We start from the raw sequence: 23,525 nt of genomic DNA on the forward strand, positions 1-23,525 counted from the left end.
CCTTTTAAGTGGACATACAAGGGTAAAGTCTTGGCTGTTTAATAGTCTGTGTATTTACGCCGAGCTGTACTAGTTATCTTTTTAGACGATTTGCAGTGGGCAGATTCAGCAACATTAAAGTTGATGCAAATACTGATAACTGACCCTGACCAGGAATATTTGTTGCTAATCGGTGCCTATCGAGACAATGAAGTTAGTCCGACCCACCCCTTAATTCAGACTGTAGAAGAAATTGAAAAAACTGGTACAAGAGTCAACAATATCGTGTTGCAACCTCTGGATTTAGCAAAAGTGACGGAATTAGTCACTGAAACACTTAACACTTGCACAAAAAAAGTAACCAATCTAGCGGATTTAATCTGGAATAAAACGGGCGGCAATCCTTTTTTCTTGACTCAATTACTCCAAGCACTTTATCAAGACTCTCTTTTAAAATTTAAATTTAATCACATTACAAATGAGGAAAATCAAAGTGGTTGGTATTGGAGTATAGATGAAATCCAAGCCATTGGAATCACCGATAAAAGTGTGGTGGAACTGGTAGCTTCTCGCATTGAAAAGCTGCCCGCAGCCACGCAAGAAGTGTTGAAGCTAGCAGCTTGCGTGGGAGATAAATTTGCTCTAGATGTGCTGTCACTTGTTAGCGAAAAGTCAGCTAATACGACAGCAACTGAACTTTATTCAGCTTTGCAAGCCGGGTTAATTCTGCCCTTGAGCAATGCTTATCGCATTCCTTTAGTTTTCGATCGAGCCGAATCAATCAATCTTAAGTTAGACACTTCGCGGGTTAGTTACAGATTTTTGCACGATCGCGTTCAGCAAGCGGCTTATTCGCTAATTCCCGAAGACCAAAAGCAATCCACCCATTTAAAAATCGGTCAATTACTGTTACAGAATACTCCCCCCGACAAGCTAGAAGAAAACATCTTTGATATCGTCAATCAATTGAATGTCGGAATTGACACGATTAGCCAACAGTCAGAAAAAACTCAGTTGGCACAATTAAATTTAACTGCTGGACACAAGGCAAAAGCGGCTGCTGCCTATGAAGCTGCTGTTAGGTATTTGCGGGTCGCTATGGAATTATTGCCTGCGGATTCTTGGCAAAGCCACTATGACTTAACGTTAGCAATTTACGAGTCAACAGCCGAAGCTGAATACTTAAATATTAACTATGAAGCTTCAAAAAAGATGGTTGACATTGTACTTCAAAATTCTAAAAGCTTACTGGAAAAAGTGAATGTTTATGAACTTCAAATTCAGTCTTATAACGCTCAAAATAGAGTGGTAGAAGCACTCAATACAGGACTAGAGGTGCTGAAACTGTTAGGCATTTCTTTTCCTCAAAATCCCCACGCGCTACATATTATGGCGGGACTGAGTAATACCAAACTGAGGTTGGGATTGAAACGAATTGAGGATTTAGCTAACTTGCCAGAAATGATTGATCCCGAAAAAAAAGCAGCCATGCGGATTTTATCAGGGATTCTCAGCAGTGCTATTCAGGCAAAACCCCCACTGATACCGCTGCTGGCATTTAGGATGGTCAAGCTGTGTATTAAATACGGTAATTCGCCTTATGCAAGTATTGCCTACGTTTATTATGGCGTAGTTATGTGCAAGTTAGGGGACATTAGTTTGGCATACCAATTCGGTCAACTGGCAATTAGGCTGTTAGACAAATTTCCCTCCCGTTCAATCAAAAGTAGAGTTTATGCAACATTTGGTTCTTTTATTCACCACTGGAAAGCCGCTCTCAAGTCCGGATTAGGCGATCTCAAAGAAGGTTTTAAAAATGGGATGGAAACTGGAGATTTGGAATTTGCTGGTTATGCTATAGGTGCATATTGCTTAAACAAACTGTCGATAGGAGATCCTCTAGATTTGGTGGATCAGGAGACTGGGAAATATATGAAACTAATGCAGCAATCTCAACTTGAAATGGCTGTACAGTATATAAGTATAGCTAGGCAGACAGGCCTCAATTTGCGCGGTCAAGCTGTCGAACCCTGTCATTTAGTCGGTGAGAGATTTAATGAAGTTAAAACGCTCCCCATTTTAATAGAATGTAAAAACTTCTTTTTAGTTGGGTTGGTTTATAATGCCAAAACTCAGCTTAATTTTATCTTCAGAAACTACGCGCAAGCATTAGAAAATTCAAGGTTATTTGAGAAACATGAGGAGTCTGTAGCCGGATTTGATGTGGTTGCTCTGAATAATTTTTACTCCTCTCTCAGTATCATAGCTTTGTATCCAGCAACTGGCAAAAGGGAACAAAAGCAATATTTGGAAAAAGTGCTGCGAAACCAAAAGAAGATGAAAAAATGGGCAGTTCATGCTCCGATGAACTATCAACACAAATACGACTTAGTAGCAGCGGAAACAGCGCGAGTGTTGGGGCAAAATACCCAAGCAATGGAATTGTACGATCGCGCAATTGATGGAGCTGCCAAAAACGGTTATATTCAAGAGGAAGCATTAGCCTATGAATTAGCGGGAGAATTTTATCAAGGTTTGGGTAAAGAGATAGTTTCTCAAGCATACCTGACTAAAGCCTATTATGGATATATCCATTGGGGAGCCATAGCTAAAGTTAAACATTTAGAATCAACACATCCTTTCTTAGCAGCACAGACGCGCACAATTCCAACCCCAACTCTCGATGTCACCCGCACTGCCACGGGAAATACTACCAGTAGTAGTTTAGGCGATTTATTAAACTTAGCTACTTTTATTAAGTCGGCGGAAGCCATTAACGGTGAAATTGTTCTAGAAAAATTGTTGACCAAATTAATCAAAATTATTTTAGAAAATGCGGCGGCTCAAAAAGTAGTGCTACTGCTGCTGAAAAACGATATCCTCTGCATAGAAGCTACTGGCACTCATGGGGAGGATACCGTCACACTTTTACCCTCTATTCCCCTAGAAAATAGTGAAGATGTACCCCTGTCTGTGATTAATTACGTACAGCGCAGTCAAAAGCATCTAGTTTTAGACAATGCGACTGTCGCCGAACCTTTTAATGTAGATACCTACATTCACAAATATCAACCCAAATCAATTCTCTGTTTGCCGATTATTTATCAATCTCAGGGGCGCGGAATAATTTATTTAGAAAATGCTTTGACAGTAGGAGCTTTTACAGCAGAGAGAGTAGAAGTATTCAAAGTGTTAATTTCTCAAGTTGCTATTGCTGTAGAAAATGCTGGTTTGTACGCGCGCGAGAAAGAAAAATCTCAACAGTTAGAAAAATCTTTCAATGAATTGCAACAGGCGCAACTGCAACTGATTCAAAGCGAAAAAATGTCGGCTCTCGGCAACTTGATTGCAGGGGTGGCTCACGAAATTAACAATCCGCTTGGTTTTATTGCGGGCAATCTTGATGCTGCTGCTGAGGCGAGCTTAGATTTGATTGATTGCTTACAACTTTACCAAGAAAAATTTCCTAATCCTGGAGATGAATTACAGGATAAAGCATCGGAGATTGATTTAGAATATTTGATTGAAGATTTGCCGAAAATGCTTTTATCTATGAAATCAGGTACAGACCGCATCCGCAATATTAGCAAGTCTTTGCGGACTTTTTCCCGCGCTGACAGTGCGAATAAAGTGTCAGCAAATATTCATGAGGGCATCGATAGCACTTTGATGATTTTACAGTATCGTCTGAAAGCTAAAGATACTCGCCCCGCGATTAAAATTATCAAAGAATACGGAGATATCCCGCCAGTTCAATGTTATTTTGGGCAACTGAATCAGGTATTTATGAATTTGCTGGCAAATGCGATCGAGTGTTTTGACGAATTCAATGAAGGTCGCACTTACGCTGAAATTGAAGCTTTACCGAATACGATCGCCATTATCACTCAAGTCTCGGAGGATAACAACAGCGTGGTGATTAAAATCAAAGATAACGGTCAAGGGATGTCATCGGAACTCAAGTCGAAAATATTTGACCATTTATTTACTACCAAAGGAGTAGGAAAAGGTACGGGTTTGGGGTTGTCTATCAGCAGGCAAATTGTGGAAGAAACCCACGGCGGTAAACTAACTTGCGAATCGGTGCTGGGAGAAGGTTCGGAATTTGCGATCGCCCTTCCCCTGAATTAAAATTATGGAACTATGGCGTGTTTTAAAACCTGCAGATCCCCCCTAACCTCCTTTAATAAGGGGGGGACAAGAGCCTGCTCAAAGTCCCCTTTTTAAGGGGGATTTAGGGGGAGCGAGACTCGGATAAAAACAGCACAACACATATATGAAAATTTGTCAATGCCTAATTATTTCTGAAAAAGTCCGCTGTTCACAGTCTACATTCGGCAGTATGCAGTTACATTATTAGCTAAATGTAATAACTATATTTGATAGGAGTTTTTCGAGTGAACGCTGCCGAACAAGCCAAAAATATAGAAGTTGCCAGCAAAATTGCTGCGGTTGTTAATTTATTCAAGTCCGAATTCCCGGATGCAAAAGTCGATTTGAAACCTTGGATGAATGACCAGGATACCAGAGAACTTGTAGATCCAGATTCCATCGACATTGGCTTCCATTTTCCCGGTAGAAGCCGCTTGCTGCAAAGCCGCAGCATTTTGATTCAAATCCGATTTTACCAAGATCCGGTGGAAGGGTATCGGCGGGCGATCGGAGTTGAGGCAGCCGGTTACGATCATAGCGGTCAGCAGTGGCACTTTTCTACTGTGGAAAATTGGAATTTTCTCGGCCAAACCGAACCTGCGGTGGAGTCGGCGCAAAAACTCAAAGACTTTTGCCAGCAGATATTCGATTTGTTTAATCAATCTTTTTGAGGAATTCAGTTTTCACTGCGAACCTGTTTGTACTAAGGACTTTAGTCGTTGCTATTATCGCAATTGTCGATCGACCTACAGCCAACCGGATAAACAGATTTGTAAGTAGTCGATCGCTTGCCAAACAAAGTATAGCGGTTATCGCGGACTTGTTCGTACACGCGATCGCCCATCCACTTCATCCCCGGCATTGCCCGATAAGCAGCCACAAACACCTCGCCAGCAGGCAATATCCGTCCGATTTCCTCCGCCGCATCGCTGCCTTGCCAGCGACGTTCTGGGGTGTTGCCATCTATCAAAATCATCCCCATTTCGCAGTCTTGAGACGTAATCCCAAAGCGATTTAATTGCTCTAAATCTTGCATGGAAATATACTCAAAATTCTGGCCTTTGTCTAAGGTTTCTAGTAACTGTACCAAGGTAACGCAGAGATTGCAATTGCCGTCATAAATTACGTTATATTTCATGGTTATGGGGAATAAGGAATTGGGCATTGGGCATTGGGCATCGGGAATAGGTAATTGGTAGTAAATAACTACTGACTACTGACTACTGACTACTGACTACTGACTACTGACTACTGACTACAGGAATCTCGATCGCAAATTCCGTGCCTTGACCCGGTGCAGAATCGCACTTAAGCTGCCCGCCGTGTTTTTCCACCACAATTTGATAGCTGATAGACAGCCCCAAACCAGTACCTTTACCAGGTTCTTTCGTAGTAAAAAACGGATCGAACAGCCTTTTGTGAACATCTATCGGAATCCCTGGCCCGTTGTCAGCAATCCGAATCACAATATGAGAAGGATGCCGCATTGAATCATCAGAAACAGCAGAATCGGCTTGCATCAAAGCATCCTGTTCATATTTTACATCCGTACAAATCCGCAGCGTCGGTGAAGGACAATAAGGAATAGGCGCCAGTTGTCCCTCTGCCCACTGTCCAGTCTCCATTGCCTCTTCCAAAGCATCAATTGCATTGCCAATAATATTCATAAAAACCTGATTCAACTGTCCTGCATAACACTGTACGCGGGGCAAATTGCCGAACTCTTTGATCAGCACAATTTTAGGACGCCCTGCCGTTTCTTTCAACCTGTGCTGCAAAATCAACAAAGTGCTTTCAATCCCTTCGTGAATATCCACCTGCTTTTGTTCGGCTTCATCTAATCGCGAAAAATTCTTCAGTGACAGCACAATTTGGCGAATTCGCTCTGCTCCCATTTTCATCGAATTTAACAGCTTCGGCAAATCTCTGAGCAGAAAATTCAAATCGATATCATTTATTTCTTGTTTAATTGCCGGTGTTGGGTGCGGGTATTCCTGCTGGTAAAGTTGCAGCATTTTTAGCAAGTCTTTAAAGTAATCGTCAGCGTGCATGACGTTGCCGTAAATAAAGCTAACTGGATTGTTGATTTCGTGAGCAACGCCAGCGACTAATTGCCCCAAACTTACCATTTTTTCATTCTGAACCATCATGCTTTGAGTTTTATGCACGTCCCGCAGGGCTTTTGCCAATTCTTGATTTTTAGTCCTCAATTGACTTTCGGAAAGCTGCACCGCTTCTTCTGCGTGTTTGCGAGCGGTAATATCTTTACGAATTGCTACATATTGATGGGGTTCGCCGTTCGTATTTAAGAACGGTACAATCGTAGTATCCAACCAAAACAATGTACCGTCTTTAGCTTGATTTTTCATTTCTCCTCGCCAAACCTTTCCCTGGCGGATGGTTGACCAAAGCTGCTTGAAAAAATCGGCTGAATGATAGCCAGAATTTACAAGTCTGTGGGTTTTGCCGATCAGTTCTTCTCGGGAATATTTAAATTGTTCGCAAAATTGATCGTTGACATAGGTAATGGCTCCGAATTCGTCGGTATTCGAGACAATTGCCGATTGATCCAAAGCAAATTTTTCAAATTCCAACTCTTTGAGAGTTTGGCGCAATTCGGCTTCTGCTTGTTTGCGATCGCTAATATCGGTAATCATCCGCAACACGCCTGAAAATTTGCCCTCAGCGTCGAACATCGGTGTCGCCGACACGATCGCCCACAAGTGAGATCCGTCTTTGCGAGTAAACTTAAAATCGTGGCGTTCGCGAATGCCTTCCCGCCTGCGCTGCACGTAACTTTCTGCTATTTTCCTAGAGTCGCAGTCTATAAACTCAAATAGCGATCGCCCCAGCATTTCCTCCACAGTATACCCCAGCATTTCGGCCATCATGCTGTTAGCAAAAGTCGTGATACTTTCGCTGTCAAACATCCAAACGCCCTCCGAAGCCGTCTCGACAATGCAGCGATAATAACTCTCGCTTTCCCTGACTGTTGCCTCTGCTTGCTTGCGATCGGTAATATCAGTTTGCACCGCAATAAAACCTTCGAGTTCCCCATTTTCTAGAAAAATTGGAGCGATGGAAAGCGCCACCCAATAACCCTTTCCATCCTTGCTGTAATTGTAAATTTCCTGATTAAACAACTGTCCCGTTGCCAAAGCCGATCGCAGTTGAGCAATAGTTAGGGGGTCTGTTTGAGGGCCTTGCAGCACATCACCCGGTTTTTTTCCCTGCATTTCTGCCAGCACGTAACCGCTAATCCGAGTAAATCCTTCATTCACCCATTCAATGCAGCCTTGAGCATCAGTAATAATCACACCATTTTGCGTTTTTTGAGCCACAATAGCCAAGCGCGACAATTCTGTTTCTGTTTTTTTGCTTTCCGTAATATCTTGAGCAATACCCAGAATATACTTAGGCGCGCCAGAATCGTCAAACAAAGGAACTTTTTTAGTGTGCAAAATTCGCTTTCCTCGGCGCGGAAGTTGGATGATTTCTTCTGGCAAATCGACGCCTTTGTGTCTTGCGAATAATTCTAAATCTTGTGCTTGCAAGTAATTAGCCTGCTCTGGCTCCAACAATTCAGCAGCATTGTTTCCCAGCACTTCATCCCTCGAATAGCCAAACAATTCTTCGCTAGCTTTATTCCAATAAATAAATCTTTGTTCCACAGCATCTTTAATAAAGACGCTAACTGGCAGATTTTGCAGTACCGCATTCAGAAAATCTTGAGTGTTTCGCAGGTCTTCTTCAGTGCGCTTTCGCTCACTAATATCCAAAATCACTCCGTCGAGATAGACAACCCGATACAGAGAATTTGCGATCTGCGATACCGGCGAAACCACAGCCGACAAAAAGCCCTCAATTTCCCCTTGTCCTTCTTGTTTTCCTCTACCCTCCTCCGCCTCGCAGCCAATAGCTTTGCCTTTTTCGTAAACCCAGCTAATTCCGCCGTCCGCCCGGACAATCCGGTATTCAAGGATGTACGAAGTTCTGGTTGCTACGCTTTTTTTCACACTAGCATCCACCTTTTTCCGGTCTTGAGGATGGATAATGCTTGCCAAGGAACGGACGCGATCGTTGATAAAATCAGAAGAGGGATAGCCTGATATTTCTTGAACAGCCTCGCTCAAAAACGCCATTGTCCGTGTTAATTCCCCGTCCTCCGTATACTCGCAGGTACAGCGGTAGACAGCACCGGGAATATTAGCTACTAAATTTTTATATCGTTCTTCGCTTTTTAACAAAGATGAGTCGTCTTCGTTATTGTGATCGCCGTTCTTAAATTTAGAAGAATTGGAAGAAGTTTGCATGGTTTGTTTTTCACTTGTGAGTGCGGGGGCAAGTGGTAGAGTAGATGACCCTATAAAAAGTGAATTTAATGTGCGAAATTATTCATTATAAACTAATATAGTACAAAATTAGTTCTGCGAACCTTCAGAAAATTTGAGGGCGAGTAATAGGTAAAGCTAATCAAGGCTATAGATATAGAAAACAGTTCGGAAACGCATTGTCTAACGGCTTTAATGGATTTCACTCACGCCCAGAGCACCATTCTCGCTTAACAGGCTTTCCGGCCTGTTCCACAACAAGTGCATTTTCTTATGGGGAGTAGGGGTTGGGCCGAAGAGTCCGCCCATAAAAAGCTGATTGAGAATGGTGCTCTAGGTGTGAGTTTAACGGATTCAACAGATGGATGTTGAGGTTCGAGGGAAAGATGGAAGATTTTCCCATTTTCCCATTTTCCCATTTTCCCATTTTCCCAGTCTTCCACTCCCCCCTTCCCCACTCCCTCACTCTCGTTAGAATAAGATAAGTTTCCTTGCTACCGTGAGCCCCTCAAACAAAACACCATGACTCAACAACAACCCCGGATTTGTATTCTCGGCGGAGGCTTCGGCGGACTCTACACAGCCCTGCGCTTGAGTCAGTTACCCTTCTCCAAAACCGAAAAACCAGAAATTGTCCTAGTTGACCGCCGCGATCGATTTTTGTTCGTTCCCCTGCTCTACGAACTCGTGACCGGCGAACTCCAAACCTGGGAAATTGCTCCACCATTTGCCGAACTATTGGAAACCACAGGCGTGCGCTTTTGTCAAGGTACTGTCTCCGGCATCGATGTGGAGCAAAAGCGAGTGCAGTTGCACGACGGGCCAGAAATTCCGTGCGATCGCCTGGTTTTAGCTTTAGGCGGCGAAACCCCCCTAGATCTGGTCAAAGGTGCCGTTGAATACGCTTACTCATTTCGCACTCTCGACGACGCATACCGCTTAGAAGAAAGACTGCGGTTTTTAGAAGCCAGCAACAACGACAAAATTCGGGTTGCGATCGTCGGCGCCGGTTATTCGGGAGTAGAATTAGCTTGTAAATTAGCCGATCGACTCGGAGAAAAAGGTCGCGTGCGGTTAGTTGAGCAAAGCGACATGATTCTGCGGACATCGCCGGAGTTTAACCGCGAAGCCGCCAGCAAAGCTTTAGAAAAACGGCAAGTGTGGATCGACTTAGAAACAGAAGTAGAGGCGATCGGATCGGACACAATATCCTTACTTTACAAAGGACAATTAGATGTTCTACCCGTAGACATAGTTTTGTGGACAGTAGGAACTCAAGTTAGTCAAGCAGTGCGATCGCTACCCCTCAAACAAAACCGCCGCGGTCAATTAATAGTCAATTCGCAAATGCAAATTATCGACCATCCAGATATATTTGCCTTGGGAGACTTAGCTGAATGTCACGATGCAACTAATCAAAAAGTCCCCGGAACAGCCCAAACAGCCTTTCAGCAAGCTGACTACACCGCCTGGAACATTTGGGCCTCCCTCACCGGCCGCCCATTACTTCCTTTCCGCTATCAGCCGCTAGGAGAAATGATGACATTAGGAAATGACAACGCCACCCTGGCCGGTTTAGGAATTAAACTCGACGGACAACTAGCGCACATTGCTCGCCGCTTAGCTTATCTCTATCGGATGCCAACATTTGACCATCAACTAAAAGTTGGTTTCAATTGGATTAGTAAACCGATTCAGGATTTGCTTAAAAGTTAGTTGATTGTAGACTGTTAACTGTTGACAGTTGACGGTTTATTATTGATTGTAGGACTTATGAGGGCGGTTCCGAAACCGGGTTTTTCACGAAAATACTTCACTACTACGCGCATATTTGGTAAAAACCTGGTTTTTTCTGTCGGAGTGTAGATTCAGAGAATATTAGGCACGATAAAAAATGCAAAATTCCACATTTCAAAAGCCAAAAACTGAAATTCCACCGTTGATAGAGCGGGAGATTCTGTTCGGAAATCCTGAAAGAACCCGCCCCCAACTTTCACCCGACGGCAAGTATCTCGCCTACATTGCACCCGACGAAAACAACGTCTTGCAAGTGCGACTCCGTACCGTAGGTCAAGCAGATGACCGCCAACTCACAGCCGATAAAAAACGCGGCATCCGCATCTTTTTCTGGACTTACAGCGGCGAAGAGCTCATTTATCAGCAAGATATTGATGGTGATGAAAAATGGCATTTATTCTCAGTCAATATCCAGTCAAACCTGGTTCGCGATTTGACAGCATTTCAAGGTGTTCGAGCTCATCTGATCGCCTTTGACCGCCAATTCCCCAATGAAATATTAGTGGGAATGAACATCCGCGATCGCCGCAAACACGATCTTTACCGCATCAACCTGCAAAACGGTGCCGTTGAACTCGACACCGAAAACCCAGGTAACATCGTCGGTTGGACTGCTGACGGCGAATTTCAAGTGCGGGCGGCCACAGCCACAACTGCCGACGGCGGATCAGAATTGGTGTTTCGGGAAACTGCCGACAAGTCTTGGGAAAGCCTGCGAAGGTGGGGGCCCGATGAGGAAGGCGGTGCCGTCATGTTCTCAGAAAACGGCAAAATTCTTTACATCATGGGCAATCACGATGCTAACGCCGAACGTTTGATCGCCTTAGACTTAGAAACCAAACAAGAAACCGATCTCGCCTCAGACCCAGAATACGATGTCGGCGGCATTGTCGTACACCCCACCAAGCGAGAGATTCAGGCGGTTTCCTTCTACAAGGACAAGCAAGAGTGGCAGATTTTAGACCAAAGCATAGCAGAGGATTTTGAGGAGCTCGGCAAATTCCGCCCCGGCGAATTCTCCATCACCAGCCGCAACCTCGCCGATACCACTTGGCTAGTCGCTTACAGGACAGACGACGGCCCAGTTTACTACTATGTGTACGATCGCGCCTCCAAAACCTTCACCTTCCTGTTCAGCAACCAACCCAAACTCGAAGGGCTACCGCTATCATCAATGGAACCCATTTCTTACACCGCAAGAGATGGTTTAACCATTCACGGCTACCTGACAAAACCGGTTGGTGTCTCAACGCCCGTACCGACAGTCTTGCTGGTTCACGGCGGCCCCTGGTCCCGCGATACCTGGGGTTACAATCCACAAGCCCAATGGCTGGCAAACCGAGGTTACGCCATTTTGCAAATCAATTTTCGCGGTTCCACCGGCTACGGCAAAGCCTTTCTCAATGCCGGCAATCGCGAATGGGCCGCTAAGATGCACGACGACTTGCTAGATGGGGTTAATTGGCTTGTAGAAACAGGAATTTCCCAACCCGATAAAATTGCGATTATGGGCGGTTCTTACGGTGGTTATGCTGCCTTAGCGGGATTGACTTTTAGTCCCGATGTTTTTGCCTGCGCCGTCGATATTGTCGGGCCGAGCAATTTGATTACACTGCTGCAAACTATTCCCCCTTACTGGGAACCGAGAAAAGCAAGTCTGTATCACCGCGTCGGAAATCTGGAAACAGAACCAGAGTTTCTGAAATCGATCTCGCCTTTATTTTTTGTCGATCGCATCCAGAAACCTTTACTAATCGCCCAAGGTGCTAACGACCCGCGAGTCAAAGAAGCAGAAAGCGAGCAAATTGTCAATGCCATGAAGCAAGCCGGCAAACCTGTAGAATACGTGCTTTATACAGACGAAGGACACGGATTTGCGCGACCAGAAAATCGCCTGCACTTTTATGCGATCGCCGAAGAATTCCTAGCCAAATATTTAGGAGGCAGATTTGAACCTGCGGGCAACATTGCCAATCATTCTGGTGTGGTGAATCCGCCAACAACTAATTAGAAGGAAGAAGGAAAAAGGAAGAAGAAAGAAGGAATCATTCAAATCTTTTTTCTCTTCTCTTCTCTTCTCTTCTCTTCTCTTCTTTTCCTCTGTGTTCTCTGTGGTTAAATCATTCCGATGCAACCGGATGTGCGATAAGTCCTCTTTCCTCTTCCCTTTTTCTTCTCAAATGACCAAAATTATTTTTCTAGATGCCGCAGGTACACTATTTGACGTTCGCGGTAGCGTCGGCGAAGTCTACGGAAAACTAGCCAATAGTTTTGGAGTAACAGTTAAGAGTGAAGAGTTAAATGCAGCATTTTTCCAAAGCTTCGCATCAGCAAGTCCGATGGCATTTCCAGGGATAGAAGCAGCAAAAATTCCCCAATTAGAATTTGAGTGGTGGCAAACAGTTTCCGCAAAAGCATTCCAAATAGCAGGCATATTCCACCAATTTTCAGACTTTTCCACATTCTTTGTGGAACTTTACGCTCATTTTGCCACCGCCGAACCTTGGTTCGTCTATCCCGACGTATTGCCAGCATTAAATAAGTGGCAGCAACAAGGAATTGAATTAGCAGTAGTATCGAATTTCGATTCCCGAATTTATGCAGTATTAAAAGCACTAAATTTAGCTGCATATTTCACATCAGTGACAATTTCCACCGAAGTTGGTGCAGCAAAACCCGATTCTAAAATTTTTACCACTGCTTTACAAAAGCACAACTGCACTGCCGAGAATGTGTTGCATATCGGCGACAGCTTTAAAGCAGATTATTGTGGTGCTAAAAAGGCGGGATTAAACGCAATTTGGTTGAATCGCCAACAGGAAAAACTAGATTTAGGCAAACTGCCTTTTTTAATGGAGTCTCAAAAAGTTGAGGAATTTGCCAGTCTGGATTTTATATAAGTCAGGATTTATTCACTCGGACAAAGAAACTTGGTTTTTTACCTAATATGCGGGTTGCAAGGAAGTATTTTTGTAAAAAGCCCCGGTTTCTGGGCACCCATGCTAAGTCCTATAAATATGATTTTTATGAGGTCAAGGTTATGATTTTTATGAATTGACTTTGAGAGCTATTTATTGAATAATATGGATAATTTAACCACAGAGATCGCAGAGGGCGCAGAGGAAGAGAAGAGAGGGGTGATTTATATATCTAATTTTAACTGGAAAGAACTTTATGGAACCTCGACTTACTCAAACTCAATTAGCACAGGTGATCGCTGAGATCGACAAGTTATCGCAGCAGCGCGAGTTAGAATTGGCCCCGGATCAGGTAAGAGAAATTTTACGGGAGTTGAATCTTCCTGATGAGCTTTTAGAAGATGCGATCGCTCAAATGCGCCGCCGCGAAGTCCTAGAAAAACAGCAGCGACGCAACCGTTGGATCGCGATCGCCTCGACAGTTGTTGTCATTTCTGCGATCGGTATAGGCGTGCTGTTCGGGCAAAATCAGCAACAAAAAACTGCTCAAGTTGTGGGAGGAGAAGACCGAATTGCCCTATCTCAAAAGGGCGGTGACAGCCTTACTCAAGTCAACCGTCAAATCAATCCCCGCGTTTACTACCAGGTGACGTTGCAAAATGCTCCGATCGGTCGTGAGTTGTCTTTACAATGCGACTGGATTAATTCTAGCGGTCAAACTGTGCATCAGGGCAGGTATCAAACTCGCACGATCAATACTGCGGTTTGGAATACCCACTGCTATTACGATCTCGGATCTGCTGCCGCCCCAGGCAAATGGGAAGTTCGGATGTCCCTGGATGGGCGCGTCATCAGCAGTGAACCTTTCACGGTGAAATAGATGGGTGCGATCGACAAACCTTCACATTTTATCGGCTATTGGGGACTCAACGATCGCACAAAAACGCTCAGCCGTTTAGTCCCAGATTACTGCATTCGGCAGGGCAAATTATCAGAGTGGGCGATCGCCTCTGCATCTGTACTCACGGCTGACACAGTGACGCTGAATGCTTGCGGGCGATTTAGGCCAACCGATTTACCGGGAGATGCTTGGGCGGCGGTAGAAGCGAAACAGCTAAGGCTGGGGCGCGATCCGTTTGGGCGAGTGCCGCTTTACTGGATGCAGTTGGGAGAAACGATTTGGTTTTCGACGCGGATGCAATTGCTGCTACCGCTGATTGCTTCCCCTCAAATTAGCCCGATCGCCCTCCACAGCTATGCTTGCTTTTCCTACGTGCCCACGCCGTTAACGCCGATCGAGCAAATTGCATCGGTAGCAGCCGGAACCGAGATGATTTGGCAATTAGCGGATGTTAACAATCTGCCGAAAGTGCGATCGCTGCCTTCAGCTTGGCAAGAAGCGCCCCAATTACTGCGGAGTGAAGACGAGGCGATCGCACAATTGCAAGCGCTTTTGCAACAGGCGATCGATCTACAAGTGGCTGATTTGCCGATCGACGAACCCGTAGGCGTTTTACTCTCCGGTGGCATCGATTCTTCCCTAGTGACGGCGCTGCTAGTCAAAGCGGGCTTGCAAGTGCGCGCCTATGCCCTCGATTTTGGTGTCGAAGCCTATTCCGAACTGCCCTACGCCCAACAGGTTGCCGACTTTTTCCAGATTCCGCTGATCCGAGTGGCGGCGACGGGCGATGCAGTGTTGCGGGCGATCGGGCCAACCGCCAAAGCCCTCGATTTACCCTATGGAGATGGCACGACGGCTGCGCTGTTTTTGCTCAAACAGGCGGCGGCGCAAGACGTGCGAGTTGTATTCAATGGCGAGAATGGCGATCAGCTATTTGCTGGATGGACGAATAAACCTTTGATTGCCAACGGAGTTTACAGTGCAGAACATCCAGCGGGAAAAGAAACCTTTGAACAGCAGTATTTGCGGACGTTTCAGCGATTTTATGGTTATGAAAAACAGATTTTTACGCCGGAAATGCTCGATCGCATCGAGTCTCACGATTTGAGCATTTACCTGCAAGACGCGATCGATCCCGAAACCTGTCCTTCCCTGCTAGCGAGGCTGCGGCGGGCTTCGCTAATGCTCAAAGGTTCCCAAAATATTCAGCCGAGGGCAACGGCATTGGGGTTTGCTTGCGGTTTGTGGGTGCGATCGCCCTTCTGCGACCCCGACCTCACAGCATGGACGTTTCAACTGCCAGGAGAGCTGCTGCTGCAAGGTGCGTGCGAAAAATACATCCTCAAAAAAGCGTCCGAACGCTGGCTGCCGCCGGAAATTGTCTGGCGGGAAAAGCGCGGGATGGGTGTGCCGTTGAAGGTTTGGTATTACCGGGAGTTTTGGGCTGCGATCGGCGATCGGCTGAATCCGAATCTGTTGCGATCGCAAAATTGCTGGCAACCTTATTTGCCCGACTCAATGTTATCGGGACAACTCGGAGTTGCTATGCGCGATCGCTATATTGGCAATAATCTCTGGCTGCTGCTGATGTGGCAGGCATGGCGAACCGAGGTTTTAGGCGAAATTCCGGGCAAGCGATCGCTGGATCATGTGTTTTGGTTGCCACCGGCGATCGGACAACGCATTTGGAAATATCGCAGGAGGCTAGAATGAACTCATCTCAAATCCGCGCTGCATCGGCATTCTTCATATCTCTCTTGTTTTTATCTGCGTAAATCCGCGTCTATCCCTTGTCATCTGCGGTTAATAAATTCTCTTTTTTTTAACCGCAGATGAGGGCAGATTAACATAGATTAACGCAGATTAATGAGATTGATTCCGGTTACACAATTCGTGATTATTAATTGTTGAATCGATTTTATCATTCTTATACTAACGGATTTAATATGACTGAATCTTTGCTACAGAATGAAACCAAAATACATTCGCCGCCGTTCTCGGAAGCATTAGCCCAGCGACTTTTGTCAACTTATGGTTCGCCCTTATATGTGTATCAGGCCGAGATCCTCAGTCAGACTCTTGAGCATATTACGCGATCGATCGACTATCCGCACGTTCAGTTTCATTTTGCTAGCGTCACCAACGGCAATATTGCTCTGTTGCAATTGATTCAGCAAGCTGGTTGGGGGCTACACGCGAATACACCGGGCGATGTTTTTTTGGGGCTGAAAGCGGGTTTTACGAGCGATCGCATTGTCTACACCGGCAGTAACCTCAACAGGGCGGATATTCAGCAATTGATTGAATGGAAAATCCATCGATTCAATTTCGATAGTCTGTCGCAACTCCAAGATTTTTGCGAATATTCGCGCAGTCAACCGCGATCGATCAGTGCCGAAATTGGACTGCGCCTCAACTCACCGGAATTGACGGGAGACAGTCGGATTGGAGTGCGTCCCGCCGAATTCGAGAAAGCCAACGAAATCGCGCAGCAGCAGGGGTTGAGGATTACCGGATTGCATTTTTATCGGGGGACAGGAACGAACGCCACGAGTGCTTTTACGCAGGCGATCGATCGCCTAATTGCGATCGCCCAACAGTTACCCGATTGGAAAACCCTCGATTTTGGCGGTGGTTTTGGCTATCCCTATCGAGGCGGTGCGGTGTTTGACTGGCGGGAGTTTGGTGCGGCGATTACTGAACGATTGAGTGCGCTATCTCGCCTGATCGAATTGGTGATTGAACCGGGACGATCGGCGATCGCAGGTTGTGGCGTTTTGCTTGCGAAAGTTGTGTCGGTGAAGTGGTTGGGCGCGCGGCAAATTGTCGGGGTGGATACGACTGTATCAAATCTATCGGTGCCTGCGGTGCACGGTGGCTATCGGGCGATCGCAACTTGGGAAACCGACGATGTATCGCGACATGAAACCGATATTTGCGGCAACACAACTTATTCGCGGGATTATTTGGGGCGTAATTGTTGGCTACCGAAACTCAAAATTGGAGATGCGATCGCCATTTTGGATTGCGGGGCTTACGGCTATGCGATGTCGTCGCATTTTCTACACCGCCCCCGCCCTGCTGAGGTGTTGATTGATGCTAAGGGCGATCGATTAATTCGACAGCGAGAAGACTATTCTATCTTGTTAAACGGGCAAATCTTTTAATAGGGCATTGGGCATTGGGCATTGGGCATTGGGCATAGTTTCTTCCTTCTTCCTTCTTCCTTCTTCCTTCTTCCTTCTTCCTTCTTCCTTCTTCCTTTTTCCTTCTTCCTTCTTCCTTCTTCCTTCTTCCTTCTACTTATTATCTCTCTTCTCTTCCTCTGCGCCCTCTGCAGCCTCTGCGGTAAAATCATTCCAAAACAACCGTCAACAATATAAATCCATTAAATCAATCAGGAGTAACCGAAATGGGAATGAAATGCGTCCAGTGTAATACCGACAACATTTTGAGCGATCGTACCAGGAATAGCGGTCGCTGTAAACGGTGCAACCATCCGTTTGTCTTTGAACCCAATACCGTCATTGATAAAAAGTTGGCATTCACCGATCCCTTTTTCAAAAAGGTGATCGAGAATATTTCGAGCCAAAATATGTTGTTTTTTACGCACAAACAGTTTTTGTATTTTATTGACCAAAAGCTTAAATCTCGCGCCCCACAAACCAGTTGGATTTTTTTCTACTTCTTTTTTCTTATATTTGCGGGAACCTTCGGCATTCCCTTCGCTCTTACTATTTTTCCCTCAGAATTTGCATTAATTATTCCCTTCGCTCTCTACAATTTGATGTGGATATGGCTATTTTACCACTACAGCAAATCTCCTGAACAAGGTAGTCGCCACAGAAGAACTAATGCTAAAAACCTCCAGATTTTAGGGGTAATTATTTTAGTGATGGGCATTTCAGGAAGTTTGATATTTAATTATTTCCCAGGATACATCGCAGCGACTGCACTAGGGCTATTTTCCTACTGGCTGGGCATTTCACAAAAAAATCGCCCACAGATAACGGGTGAAATATTGCTCGTTAATCAAGCCCAGACTAATGAGTGGCTGCAACGCTGGCAAACAGTGAATGGCACATTAGAAAAACTGCTCCCTGCTGCTCGTCAAGAGGCTTTGCCCGCCACCATCGATCGCGAAGTCAGCGCCTACAGCTTCGATCGCGCAATTATCTGTGACAGCGACGAAATAGCTCAATTCCTCATCGCTAACAACGTCCATTTTGAAAACAACTGCGCCATTCTTAGTATTAGTGGCTATCCCCAAAGCATCTTCAACACCGTAATCGAAATGCTGCGCCGTAATGCCGATTTAAAAGTGTATGCACTGCACAATGCGAACCCTGCTGGAGTTAGTTTAGTACATCAATTACGAACCAGTCCAAACTGGTTTGCAAATCAAGCCGTCACGATTTTTGATTTGGGAATTTCTCCCCGTCAAATCTTAGCAACCCGTGATATGTTTGTGCAGCAATCTCAAACAATTGCACAAACCGCCCGTCAATTACCCGACGCTGTAAGGCAAGGTTTAACAGCAGAAGAACTAGCATGGCTGGAGGCAGGCAATTTTGTGGAATTAGAATCGTTTACGCCGCAGCGGTTGTTGCGCGTGGTCAATTATGGACTTGCTCAGAGTGGCGATCCGCAGGGTAACGAGGGCTTAATATTAGTGGATGATAATGTTGGATATGGCGGCGGCTATGTGTTTGTCTCCGATAGTTTTGGTTAGGGCGTGTTTTCAAACTTTATATTAGACTTATTAATAATAAGCTTAAAAAGTCTTGAAACTTAGTCTGAATAAGATTTTTAGCGCTCTTTTGTTAAAATCCTAAAAAGCTGATATTGGTAAGGGCTTCAGCGATTTTAAAATGAGGAGCAAAAAAGCTGATGTTAACTTGGTGAGTAAAGGTTTCAAATTTTTTAATTTCCCCCCACGGGGGGGATTTTAGTTTAAATTGTGTGAAATTTGCCTTCAACTTTCTCTCGTCTGGTTTTGTTTGTGTAGGCGCGGTTTCTAACCGCCCGGACTTCTAACCGCCCGGACTTATTTAAGTCGTATACTCCGCATTAATCTTTACGTAGTCGTAACTCAAATCGCATCCCCAAGCTTTCGCAAAACCGCTGCCATTCCCGACACTAACCTGAATTACAACCGTATCAGCCTTCAAATATTCGCCTTCTGCAGCCGCTTTCATATAATTACTCGCAGCAGCGCGATCGAACTCTTTAGGTTGTCCGTTTTCCATCATCAAAAACTCCCCCAATTGAATCCGCAAATTCTCTTGATCGAAAGGTACACCAGCGCGCCCAGCCGCCGCCGCAATTCTGCCCCAATTCGGATCGCGTCCGAAAATAGCAGCTTTCACCAAAGAAGAACCGACAATTGTTTTAGCAATTTTACTCGCAGAAACTTCATCCAGCGCGCCACTAACTTGCACTTCTACCAAACAAGTTGCACCTTCGCCGTCACGGGCGATCGCCTTTGCTAAATGTACGCAAACTTCTGTCAGCATCGCCTCTAATTTTTCAGCATCTGCCCCCATTTCCGTAATGGCCTGTGTGCGGGATTGGCCATTCGCCAAAGCAATTAGCGAATCGTTGGTACTGGTATCGCCGTCAACAGTAATTTGATTGAAACTTCTGTTAGCCGCCCGACTCAACATTTCTTGCCACAAATGCGATGACACTGCTGCATCGCAAGTTACAAATGCCAGCATTGTTGCCATATTCGGGTGAATCATTCCCGAACCTTTGCAAATGCCGCCGATGCGGACGGGTCGATCGCCAAACATGGTTTCCAGGGCGATCGTTTTCGGCACTAAATCAGTCGTACAAATAGCCTTAGCCGCCGCATCGGAACCAGTTTCCGATGCCTCAGCAACTAATCGGGGAATTCCCGCCCTCAGCGGTTCCATTTTAATCCGCTGTCCGATGACGCCAGTGGAGGCCAAAAGAATCGATTCTGGAGGAATATTCAGCGCTTCTCCCAACAATTTGGCACTTTCGAGGGCATCTGCCAAACCTTGTTCGCCAGTAGCAGCATTAGCTTGTCCCGCATTGCACAAAATTGCTTTGGCGCTGGGTTTAGCTTGCAAACGCTGGCGGCAGTAGTCCACACAAGCGGCCCGGACAGTGGAGGTTGTGAAGACTCCGGCGGCGATCGCGTCTACCTCTGACAAAATTAAACTTAAATCTGGCAAGCCTGAAGGCTTCAAGCCCGCTGTAATTCCCGATGCTCGATACCCTCTGGGTGCTGTAACTCCGCCGTCAATTTCTTTCCAGTCCGACATGATGACCTCCCTAGTAGCCTTCAATCTGCTGAAAGGGGATTATATCAAGTTTATCGGCACAAACCTCTTTTATTGTTTGTGATGTAGACTTTTGAGGCTATCCAACTCTCGTTTAGCTCACCCTTTGCTCAAACGGCTCTCTATCTATACAAGCAGTACGAGCGAGATATTACCAATTCCCAATTCCCAATTCCCCATAAAACTAATCGCGGCTTCCAATCTAGAGTTAGAACTCAAGAAGAAGTCGCGATGGTTTTGTAATTGACATTATTAATTTTTAGCTAGCAAACAACAAACTCGATTCAACTATCTCGCCGTTGAAAAAAGAAGTTATTTGCGATCAATACTCGCTGGAGAACCAGCATCTAAACCAACTTCAGCAGCCACACGGCTCAGCATGGATTCCTGACGGTTTTTAACGACGTGTTGATGGCGCATCATCAGGTTGCGGGCTTGTTCTTGAGTTGACATAACTGAGTTTCTCCAAATTATAGGTAATAACTTCGTAGACAATTGTCGAAATTGAGCTTGCCTAGCTCATAGTGGCGTGGCTGCGATCGTAACTGGCTTGAAAGCTGGGCTGCGGTTTGCCTTGAATGTGACCCCAGTAGTGCGTATCTTCCATGCCGACTTCGGTGGCGGTGCGGTTGAGCATGGATTGCTGCCGGTTCTTCACCAGTTGGTGGTGGCGCATCATCAGAGAGCGAGCTTGATTTTCAGTAGACATATGCGGTTCCTCCGTATTCTTTAGATTAATGTTGGGCTTGTTTTTTCTTCTCTTCTATCACTATAACAGACAATTCTGTATCTAAAGCTACCAAATTAAAATTGTCACAAAACTTTATAATTGGGCTATGGGGCGAGAATCTCGATCGAGGTAGCAGGGAGTGCGATCGAGCTTTGGCTCGTGGATTCAGGCCCAACCTCAAGCAGCAGTTGGCAAAACTTGACCATATTCGTCTTCTAAGAGCCACTTTTTAGCGACTACGTAATTGCTAGTGACCAAAATAACTTTATAGTTTGGTTCAGAGTTATAGATGCAGAATTTTGCCTCTCAAGAAACTCGAATTTGCCTTAGTTAACAGTAAATTTAATAAGTAGCGAATCACAATTAGATTTACAATGATTAAGCAGCTATGCTCAAGCATAGTCAAGTTTTTTGTAGTCAACTAGATAATAGAGTTGGGCTAAGTGAATCGCCCTCGCCATCCTCAAAAAGCCAGCTTTCTTTGTTGATAAAAATAGATTAAGCCCCAGCAGCCTCCCCAAAAAAAAGAGCGATCGTCCTCCCCTAGAAAAACAATCGCCCATTCACCTATAATTTCAATTAACATCAAGTCCCGCCCTTAAAAAACTATGCTGTACCCACAATTCCAGAGATCCCCCTAGCGTCTTTTTCAGGAGAATGCCAGGGGGAGCGAAAGACTCTGACGTTAGTTTTTCAAGTTGTGTATACAGCGTAGCCCTTAAAAAAGGCGTGCCGGGGCCGAGAAGTAAGCTGCCCTAATCGTCAAACAGTAGACTGGTACTAAAGAAAACCTTAAGTTGACACGAATGCTACTCGGCAACTTCAGCTTCAGCTTCAGCTTCAGGTGCATCTGGCACATCTTGCTTGATCGTCAAATAGCGAATCACTTCTTCGCTCAGACGCATCGCGCGCTCCAGGGTAAAAATTGCAGCGCCCGGAGCTGTATAGTTCATTTGAACGTATACTCCATCCCGGTGCTTGCCGATTTCGTAAGCCAAACGGCGCTTGCCGCGGTGCTGAGTTTCGATGTTTTCAGCACCTTGATCGCGCAAAATAGTTTGATATTTAGCGATCGCCTGGTCTGTCATTTCTTCACCCAAATCAGGGCGCAGAATGTACATAGTTTCGTAAATAAACGGTTTCATGGCAATAATCCCCTTATGGACAACAAGGCTTCTCACGAAGCAAGGACTTATCATCATATCCCAACAATGAACAATCTCAAAACTAAAAAACCAAATTCCCCAAACAACACTCCCTCGCCGTGGAGAACCCTGTGGACGTACAGCATCATGAGCGCGATCGCACTTTTAATGCTGTTTCCCTTGCTGTGGCTGCTCAGTACCTCCCTCAAATCCCCCAACGAAAACATCTTTCAATTTCCCCCGCAACTGTGGCCACAACAGCCAACCCTCGAAAACTTCATCAAAGTTTGGCAAACCAACCCCTTCGGCCGCTACCTGTTCAACAGCACCCTAATTGCCGGCCTCACAGTTAGCATCAACGTCCTCTTTTGTGCCCTCGCCGCTTACCCCTTAGCCCGACTCAAATTTCGCGGCCGCGAAGCCATCTTAATCACGATCGTTTCCACAATCATGATTCCCTTCCAAATAGTCATGATTCCCCTATACATATTGACAGTACAACTCGGACTCAAAAATAGTTATTTAGGCGTAATCTTTCCCGGACTAGCCTCAGCCTTCGGCATATTTTTATTGCGACAAGCATTCCTAGCAGTTCCCAAAGAACTAGAAGAAGCCGCCCGCATCGACGGCTGCAGCGAATTAGGCATTTGGTGGCACGTCATGATTCCGGCAATTAAGCCAGCTTTAGTCACTCTCGGAATTTTCGTATTTATCGGTTCTTGGAGCGACTTTCTGTGGCCACTGCTAGTTTTAGACAGACCGGAATATTACACTTTACCTTTAGGGGTAGCCAATTTAGCGGGGACATTTTCCTTAGATTGGCGTTTAGTTGCGGCGGGTTCTATTATTTCTATTGTTCCAGTTTTAGGACTATTTTTGCTCTTGCAAAAATACATTGTGCCAACAGAAACTGCGGCGGGAGTCAAAGGATAGAATCAGCACAAAAAATCGGCGTTTATCCGCGTTCCTCTGCGGTTAAAAATTAAAATCTTTTGAACTCAAAACTCACAAAATTTATTTGTGATGTACGAACTGCCAGAAATCCGCTGGATTGTTAACTGCGCTGCGGTTGCAGATATTATCCTCGCTTTTGCAAATGCGATCGATGCCCCAGACTGGCAAAAATTGCGATCGCACCTAGCTGGCGAAAGAGATATCGACTCTTGGGAAGTTTGAGGAATCAAACCTGGGGGGGTGACAAAGAGGTCTACGAGATAGACTGTATAAGGGTTGCGGCCCGCATACCTTGTTGATAAAAACG

At 45.4% G+C, this 23,525-nt stretch carries 18 protein-coding genes; 11 read left to right on the forward strand and 7 right to left on the reverse strand.

The window, feature by feature from the left end; genetic code table 11:
- Positions 1-123 precede the first annotated feature (123 nt).
- Together QUA90_RS27520 and QUA90_RS27525 are read left to right on the forward strand one after the other, a co-directional pair.
- Positions 124-4,110 carry an ATP-binding protein gene (locus tag QUA90_RS27520; protein ID WP_333448480.1) on the forward strand — a complete coding sequence of 1,329 codons (3,987 nt, stop codon included), beginning with the start codon at positions 124-126 and terminating at the stop codon, positions 4,108-4,110.
- Positions 4,111-4,376: 266 nt separating this feature from the next.
- Entirely contained in the window at positions 4,377-4,802 is a 426-nt protein-coding gene (locus QUA90_RS27525; RefSeq protein WP_333219933.1) for a hypothetical protein, read from the forward strand.
- Positions 4,803-4,843: 41 nt separating this feature from the next.
- Here QUA90_RS27525 and QUA90_RS27530 read toward each other — a convergent pair whose 3' ends face one another.
- Both QUA90_RS27530 and QUA90_RS27535 read right to left on the reverse strand, forming a co-directional pair.
- Positions 4,844-5,269, reverse strand: a complete 426-nt coding sequence (locus tag QUA90_RS27530; protein WP_333324396.1) for a DCC1-like thiol-disulfide oxidoreductase family protein — start codon at positions 5,267-5,269, stop codon at positions 4,844-4,846.
- Between the two features lie 103 nt (positions 5,270-5,372).
- Positions 5,373-8,444, reverse strand: coding sequence for a PAS domain S-box protein (locus QUA90_RS27535; RefSeq protein WP_333448481.1), 3,072 nt, complete (start codon positions 8,442-8,444; stop codon positions 5,373-5,375).
- 540 nt (positions 8,445-8,984) lie between these two features.
- On the opposite strand from QUA90_RS27535, the gene QUA90_RS27540 reads away from it, so the two are divergent.
- The 6 genes from QUA90_RS27540 to QUA90_RS27565 all read left to right on the forward strand — a co-directional run bounded on the left by QUA90_RS27540 (position 8,985) and on the right by QUA90_RS27565 (position 17,245).
- Positions 8,985-10,178 carry an NAD(P)/FAD-dependent oxidoreductase gene (locus tag QUA90_RS27540; protein ID WP_333324392.1) on the forward strand — a complete coding sequence of 398 codons (1,194 nt, stop codon included), beginning with the start codon at positions 8,985-8,987 and terminating at the stop codon, positions 10,176-10,178.
- A 178-nt stretch (positions 10,179-10,356) separates the two neighbouring features.
- A complete protein-coding gene (locus QUA90_RS27545; protein ID WP_333448482.1) occupies positions 10,357-12,270 on the forward strand; it encodes a S9 family peptidase in 1,914 nt (637 codons plus the stop codon).
- Positions 12,271-12,439: 169 nt separating this feature from the next.
- Positions 12,440-13,159, forward strand: a complete 720-nt coding sequence (locus tag QUA90_RS27550) for an HAD-IA family hydrolase (protein ID WP_333324388.1) — start codon at positions 12,440-12,442, stop codon at positions 13,157-13,159.
- Between the two features lie 274 nt (positions 13,160-13,433).
- A complete protein-coding gene (locus tag QUA90_RS27555) occupies positions 13,434-14,057 on the forward strand; it encodes a DUF3859 domain-containing protein (RefSeq protein WP_333389236.1) in 624 nt (207 codons plus the stop codon).
- Complete coding sequence (locus tag QUA90_RS27560; protein ID WP_333448483.1) at positions 14,058-15,791, forward strand: asparagine synthetase B family protein; 1,734 nt, start codon at positions 14,058-14,060, stop codon at positions 15,789-15,791. It abuts the gene before it with no gap.
- Positions 15,792-16,024: 233 nt separating this feature from the next.
- Positions 16,025-17,245: an alanine racemase gene (locus QUA90_RS27565; protein ID WP_333448484.1), complete on the forward strand. Its 1,221-nt coding sequence runs from the start codon at positions 16,025-16,027 to the stop codon at positions 17,243-17,245.
- Here the strand turns inward: QUA90_RS27565 and QUA90_RS27570 are convergent.
- A complete protein-coding gene (locus QUA90_RS27570) occupies positions 17,242-17,436 on the reverse strand; it encodes a hypothetical protein (RefSeq protein WP_333448485.1) in 195 nt (64 codons plus the stop codon). The genes QUA90_RS27565 and QUA90_RS27570 overlap by 4 nt on opposite strands.
- 60 nt (positions 17,437-17,496) lie before the next feature.
- Between QUA90_RS27570 and QUA90_RS27575 the strand changes: the two genes are divergently transcribed.
- Positions 17,497-18,810 (forward strand): hypothetical protein, encoded by a 1,314-nt coding sequence (locus QUA90_RS27575; RefSeq protein WP_333448486.1) that lies wholly within the window; start codon positions 17,497-17,499, stop codon positions 18,808-18,810.
- A 319-nt stretch (positions 18,811-19,129) separates the two neighbouring features.
- On the opposite strand, the gene argJ is transcribed toward QUA90_RS27575, so the two are convergent.
- The 4 genes from argJ to rpsF form a co-directional block, all read right to left on the reverse strand.
- Entirely contained in the window at positions 19,130-20,371 is a 1,242-nt protein-coding gene (gene argJ / locus QUA90_RS27580; protein WP_333448487.1) for a bifunctional ornithine acetyltransferase/N-acetylglutamate synthase, read from the reverse strand.
- A gap of 330 nt (positions 20,372-20,701) precedes the next feature.
- The gene (locus QUA90_RS27585) at positions 20,702-20,842 is read right to left on the reverse strand and encodes a hypothetical protein (RefSeq protein WP_015176121.1); all 141 of its coding nucleotides are present in this window, start codon (positions 20,840-20,842) and stop codon (positions 20,702-20,704) included.
- A 61-nt stretch (positions 20,843-20,903) separates the two neighbouring features.
- Positions 20,904-21,098, reverse strand: a complete 195-nt coding sequence (locus QUA90_RS27590) for a hypothetical protein (protein WP_015176120.1) — start codon at positions 21,096-21,098, stop codon at positions 20,904-20,906.
- Between the two features lie 830 nt (positions 21,099-21,928).
- Entirely contained in the window at positions 21,929-22,264 is a 336-nt protein-coding gene (gene rpsF / locus QUA90_RS27595) for a 30S ribosomal protein S6 (RefSeq protein WP_015176119.1), read from the reverse strand.
- Between the two features lie 15 nt (positions 22,265-22,279).
- Here rpsF and QUA90_RS27600 point away from each other — a divergent pair, with 15 nt between their 5' ends.
- Positions 22,280-23,197: a carbohydrate ABC transporter permease gene (locus tag QUA90_RS27600; protein WP_445242854.1), complete on the forward strand. Its 918-nt coding sequence runs from the start codon at positions 22,280-22,282 to the stop codon at positions 23,195-23,197.
- Between the two features lie 87 nt (positions 23,198-23,284).
- The gene (locus QUA90_RS27605; protein ID WP_333390416.1) at positions 23,285-23,440 is read left to right on the forward strand and encodes a hypothetical protein; all 156 of its coding nucleotides are present in this window, start codon (positions 23,285-23,287) and stop codon (positions 23,438-23,440) included.
- Positions 23,441-23,525: the final 85 nt, after the last annotated feature.

The organism is Microcoleus sp. D3_18_C4 (assembly GCF_036702355.1).
GTDB lineage: Bacteria > Cyanobacteriota > Cyanobacteriia > Cyanobacteriales > Microcoleaceae > Microcoleus.